General features: G+C 32.6%; 6 protein-coding genes and 1 pseudogene. 2 read left to right on the top strand and 5 right to left on the bottom strand.

Annotated features, from left to right (window positions below):
- Window positions 1–64, bottom strand: a pseudogene (locus N4A42_RS11995) (RNA-binding S4 domain-containing protein); the annotation flags it as partial.
- 136 nt (window positions 65–200) lie between these two features.
- On the opposite strand from N4A42_RS11995, the gene N4A42_RS11990 reads away from it, so the two are divergent.
- The gene (locus N4A42_RS11990) at window positions 201–1,283 is read left to right on the top strand and encodes a hypothetical protein (RefSeq protein WP_294074307.1); all 1,083 of its coding nucleotides are present in this window, start codon (window positions 201–203) and stop codon (window positions 1,281–1,283) included.
- 66 nt (window positions 1,284–1,349) lie between these two features.
- Here the strand turns inward: N4A42_RS11990 and N4A42_RS11985 are convergent, their stop codons facing one another.
- The 4 genes from N4A42_RS11985 to N4A42_RS11970 form a co-directional block, all read right to left on the bottom strand.
- Complete coding sequence (locus N4A42_RS11985) at window positions 1,350–1,949, bottom strand: porin family protein (protein ID WP_294074305.1); 600 nt, start codon at window positions 1,947–1,949, stop codon at window positions 1,350–1,352.
- A 142-nt stretch (window positions 1,950–2,091) separates the two neighbouring features.
- Entirely contained in the window at window positions 2,092–2,730 is a 639-nt protein-coding gene (locus tag N4A42_RS11980; protein ID WP_294074303.1) for an outer membrane beta-barrel protein, read from the bottom strand.
- 31 nt (window positions 2,731–2,761) lie between these two features.
- Window positions 2,762–3,715: a transketolase C-terminal domain-containing protein gene (locus tag N4A42_RS11975; RefSeq protein ID WP_294074301.1), complete on the bottom strand. Its 954-nt coding sequence runs from the start codon at window positions 3,713–3,715 to the stop codon at window positions 2,762–2,764.
- A gap of 42 nt (window positions 3,716–3,757) precedes the next feature.
- Window positions 3,758–4,603, bottom strand: coding sequence for a transketolase (locus N4A42_RS11970; RefSeq protein ID WP_294074299.1), 846 nt, complete (start codon window positions 4,601–4,603; stop codon window positions 3,758–3,760).
- Between the two features lie 337 nt (window positions 4,604–4,940).
- Between N4A42_RS11970 and tgt the strand changes: the two genes are divergently transcribed.
- Window positions 4,941–5,805 (top strand): tRNA guanosine(34) transglycosylase Tgt (tgt, locus tag N4A42_RS11965; RefSeq protein ID WP_294074297.1); only part of this gene is annotated, 865 nt, incomplete at its 3' end.

Below are 5,805 nucleotides of genomic sequence, written 5' to 3'. Positions count from 1 at the left end.
CTTGAGTTGCTATGTTTCTCGTTTTGTAATAACGAACACACCAAAGATATTTATCAATTCGCATATATTTTTTAACTAAAATCTACGTTAAGCTTATGGCATAAAAATATTAATTTAATGTATCTTGCGCCATAATATTTATGCAATAATGAACTTTGCGTGCAATTTGTGGTTATTTGCACCCAAAAATAAAATAAACTATGAAATCAAAATCATTAAAATTAGCGCTTTATTTAGTAATGTTTTCGGTTGTATTAATCTCATGCAACAATGATGATGATGCTTCAGCGCCAAATATTGTAGAGAGAGATAGAACAGAGCAGCAGTTAGCAGATAGCGATTCTTTAATAACCTACTTGTCTACACATTACTATAACTCTAGTTTTTTTGAAACAGGTACAAATCATAAATATACAGATATTGTTATTACGGAGTTGGAAGAAGGTGATGATGTGCCAGATGGAAATACTTTGTTGATTAATGCAGTAGAAACTCATAGTACTACTTATCTAGAAACAGATTATGAATATTATGTGCTGAAACTTAATCAAGGTGGTGGTGATTTGCCAAAATTTACAGATCAAATTAGAGTAAGATATGAAGGGGCTTCTATAGCATCTGGGGAAGTGTTTGATTCACGTGCAACTCCAGAAAATTTTATGCTTACAGGTGTAAATGCCAATCCGGGACTTATTAGAGGATGGCAATTAACACTTCCGGAGTTTTCTACGTCATTAGATTTTTCTTTAAATAATGGTATTGTTGAATATAATGATTATGGACTAGGTATTATGTTTTTGCCATCTGGATTAGGCTTTTATTCAGGTACAAATTCAGGAACTTCTTACGATAATTTAGTTTTTAAGTTTGAATTATTACAATACGAAGAAGTTGATCATGATGGAGACGGTATACCTTCTCATATGGAAGATTTAGATGATAATTTATATGTATTAGATGATGATACAGATGAAGATAGAGCCTATAATTATATAGATGTTGATGACGATAATGATGGAGTATTAACACGAGACGAGTTAATGGCAAAGACTTATACAGAAGATGAAACTATGAATCCTTTTATGTCTGAAACGGCAGCACAAAATTATTTTGATAATAATGCCGCAAGCAATGAATTATTTGATAGGATAGATTTTAATTCTGAAGATTCTACTTACGAATTAAAAACATTAATAATCATGGATTCTAATGATAATAATGAACCAGATTATCTAGAAGATACAATTACTATTAGCTATAATGAAGAAGATGAAGATTCTTAATAGAAAATAATATGACTTACAAAAAAGCCGCATTATAGCGGCTTTTTTGTTTTTAGTATTAAAGATTTACAGAGCAATAGATAAACTTAATATTAACTGATCTGGCCTTGTATCTATTCGGCTAGAAACATTAGACCCAATGTTGTTATTTATAAAAGTGGCCTCATTATCGCTAAAACCTCTTTCGTATCGTAAGTCAACACCAACTTTGTTAAAATTTACTCCAACTCCAAAATTTAAGCCTACTGAAAAATCATCTTTCACATTATCAACATCAATACCGTCAAATTCTGTATCTAGAATATATTGTAAAGAAGGGCCGCCAAAAACACTAAGAGGACCTAAAACTTTTAATCCAATTAATAAAGGGGCGTCAATTTTTTTAACATTAAAGTCATTACTATCGTAATCGCTTTTTGTTGCGGTATAAATTAACTCTGGTCTAAAGTAAATTTGGTCACCAATTTTACCAAAAACACCAATATGATAACCAATATTACGGTCAGGGTTTTCAGCGTTGTCACCAATAGATTCAAAATAATCTCCGTTAGCACTGTAATTTAAACCACCTTTAAAACCAAAGGCACTTCCTTTTTGGGCATTTGTACTTAAACTGATAAAAGCAAAAGCTACAGCCAAGAAAGCTGCTTTTTTCAAATTTTTCATAATGTTCGTTTTTAAGATTAGATACCTAATATCAAAAACGTTGCCAAAAATTGTTTATTTTATTAATGCTTTAGATTTAAAGCCTTTTGCAGTATGGCGGAAGTGGATTTTTAAGAAGGTTGAGTTAATAAAATACCTTAAATTAAAATAATTTATAAGAAAGGCTTAAAATAATTTGTTCTGCTCTTGTGTCTATAGTGCCAAAAAATGAAGTATTCATCTCACTTTGAAACTCAATTAAATTTTTACCAAAAGTCCTCTCGTATCTTAGATCAATTCCAAACTTTTTAATATTCATAGCAATTCCGGTATTTATACCAAAAGTAAGATCCTTTTCAATATCATTGATTTTAAAATCTGCTGGACTATCAATATCCTTATCTAAGATGTAATGAAGTGTTGGTCCAATAAAAAAGCTTAAAGGACCAACAACTTTTATTCCTAATAATAAAGGCATATCAAGACTAGAGATGTTAAGATTCTCTGTTTCAGAGCTGCCTGTTATATCATATTCGTTTTGTCTTTTTGTATAAATTAATTCAGGACGAAAATAAAACTTGTCACTTAATTTAAGTTTACCAAATACACCAATATGGTACCCAAACTCTAAATTGGTTCCCTGGGAAGTATCAATATCATTAAAGCCATTAAAGAAAGAACTCTTGAAATCTCCAGTACTTCCAAAATTAATACCTCCTTTGACACCTATACCACTACCAGATTGTGCACTTATAAAAAAGGTAGAAACTACAATTAATAGTATACTTAGTTTTTTGTTCATGCTGAAAAATCTGAGTTTTTTGATAGTAATACTACTTTCTTTTTATTACTGTTTTTACAGCTTCTTGTATCGCAGAATTATTTAAGCCATACTTATCCATAAGTTGAGCAGGTGTGCCAGATTCTCCAAAAGTGTCTTTAGTTGCAACAAACTCTTGTGGTGTTGGCTGGTGTTGTGCTAAAACTCTAGCAATACTCTCCCCTAAGCCACCTAAATAGTTGTGTTCTTCTGCTGTAACAATACAACCCGTTTTAGATACAGATTCTAAAATGGCTTTATCATCTAATGGTTTTATAGTGTGAATATTAATAACTTCTGCACTAATACCGTCTTCATTTAAAGCTTTTGCTGCTTCTAATGCTTCCCATACTAAATGACCTGTTGCTACTATGGTTACATCATTACCTTCAGTAAGCTTTACAGCTTTACCTATTTCAAAACCACCATTTTCAGGTGTGAAATTAGGTACTTTTGGTCGCCCAAATCTTAAGTAAACAGGTCCATTGTGTTTTGCAATAGCTAATGTAGCAGCTTTAGTTTGGTTATAATCACAGGTGTTAATTACTGTCATTCCAGGTAACATTTTCATTAAGCCTATGTCTTCTAGAATTTGATGTGTTGCACCATCTTCACCTAATGTTATTCCAGCATGTGAAGCACATATTTTTACATTTTTATGTGAGTAAGCTACACTTTGACGAATTTGGTCATAAACTCTTCCGGTTGAGAAGTTAGCAAACGTTCCTGTAAAAGGAATTTTACCACCAATAGTCATACCTGCAGCGAGGCCAATCATATTAGCTTCAGCAATTCCTACTTGAAAAAAACGTTCTGGATGGTTGGCTTTAAACTCATCCATTTTAAGAGATCCTGTTAAGTCAGCACAAAGTGCAACAACATTTTCGTTTGTTTTTCCTAATTCTGTTAAACCTGCACCAAAACCTGAGCGTGTATCTTTATTTCCTGTGTTAGTATATGTTTTCATAGTAATGCCCACAAGAGTGGGTATCTTTTTAATTAATACTTTTTAATAATCTCCTAGAGTTTCTACGTTTTGAGATAAACCAATTTCTAATTGTTCATCATTTGGTGCTTTACCATGCCATGCATGGGTGTGCATCATAAAGTCTACACCATTACCCATTACGGTTTTAAGAAGCACACATACAGGTTTTCCGTTTCCTGTTAATGCTTTTGCATCTTTCATTCCTTTAAGAATAGCTTCTATGTTGTTCCCTTCTTCAATCTCTACTACAGACCAACCAAAAGCTTCAAATTTAGCCTTTAAATTACCCATTGGTAAAACATTATCAGTAGAGCCATCAATTTGTTGACCGTTTAAATCTACAGTAGCTATAAGGTTATCTATTTTTTTACCTGCAGCGTACATTATAGCTTCCCAGTTTTGCCCTTCTTGCAATTCTCCATCACCATGCAAACTGTAAACTAAATGCTTATCGTTATTAAGTTTTTTTGCTTCGGCTGCGCCAATAGCTACAGACATACCTTGCCCTAAAGAACCAGACGCAATTCTAATACCAGGTAACCCTTCGTGAGTTGTAGGGTGACCTTGTAAGCGAGAATCTATAAGTCTAAATGTATTTAGTTCCTCAACAGGAAAATACCCAGATCTTGCTAAGACACTATAATATACTGGTGAAATGTGGCCATTAGACAAGAAAAATAAATCTTCTCCAATGCCATCCATATCAAACTCATCTTTGGTTTCCATAATGTCTTGATAAAGTGAAACAAAGAATTCTGCACAGCCAAGTGAACCTCCTGGATGACCAGAATTTACTTTGTGTACCATTCGTAGAATATCTCTACGAACTTGAGTCGTTAAATTTTCTAATTGTTGAGTGTTAGGCATAAGTTATTGCTTAAATTAATGGCACAAAAATAACTTTTTATAAGCCTTGCGCAAAAAGGGACTATACTCATTTATTAACGATTTTGAGGATTTGCTAACAATATTTTTAAATTATAATAGAATAAATTCTAAACTTTGGCTTAATCAATGATTATTATGGTAAACCTTTCAAATTTTTAAGCATAATTAATGTTGTTTTATTTTAAAAATTATTTAAGAAGGAATACTATTTAGTTAGTTATATTTGCGCTCGGACTTACTTTTATAAAAGGATATATTGGTTGTCTGCTATTTGAAATAAAATAGGATCATTATAATAAGCTGTAAAAATAGATGAATGAAGTTTAATCGCTTAGCAAAAGATAAAGAAACTAAAGCTAGAGCAGGAGTTATTACGACTGATCATGGCATTATTGAGACACCTATTTTTATGCCTGTTGGTACTGTTGCTACAGTTAAAGGTGTTCATCAGCGCGAACTTAAAAATGATATAAATCCTGATATTATTTTAGGAAACACGTATCATCTTTATCTACGACCTCAAACGCCTATTTTGGAGCAAGCTGGTGGATTGCATAAGTTTATGAATTGGGATCGTAATATTTTAACCGATTCTGGAGGCTATCAAGTATATTCTTTATCTGCTAATAGAAAAATAAAGGAAGAAGGAGTGAAATTTAAGTCTCATATAGATGGAAGCTACCATGTGTTTACTCCAGAAAATGTTATGGAAGTTCAGCGAAGTATTGGTGCAGATATTATTATGGCTTTTGATGAGTGTACACCTTATCCTTGCGATTATAATTATGCCAAGCGTTCTATGCATATGACGCATCGTTGGTTAGATCGCTGCATAGCACATTTAAACAATGTTCCGTTTAAGTATGATTATGAGCAGACATTTTTTCCTATTGTACAAGGAAGTACCTATAAAGATTTAAGAATGCAGTCTGCAGAATATATAGCAAATGTAGGAGCAGAAGGTAATGCTATAGGCGGTTTATCTGTAGGTGAGCCAGCCGAAGAAATGTATGCTATGACTGAGGTGGTTTGCGATATTTTACCAGAAGATAAACCAAGATATCTTATGGGAGTTGGTACTCCAATCAATATATTAGAAAATATTGCGTTAGGTGTAGATATGTTTGATTGTGTAATGCCAACACGTAATGCGAGAAACGGAATGTTATTTACAGCACATG

Source organism: Winogradskyella sp. (genome assembly GCF_025210595.1).
GTDB lineage: Bacteria > Bacteroidota > Bacteroidia > Flavobacteriales > Flavobacteriaceae > Winogradskyella.
This window is presented reverse-complemented; position numbering and strand designations above follow the sequence as displayed.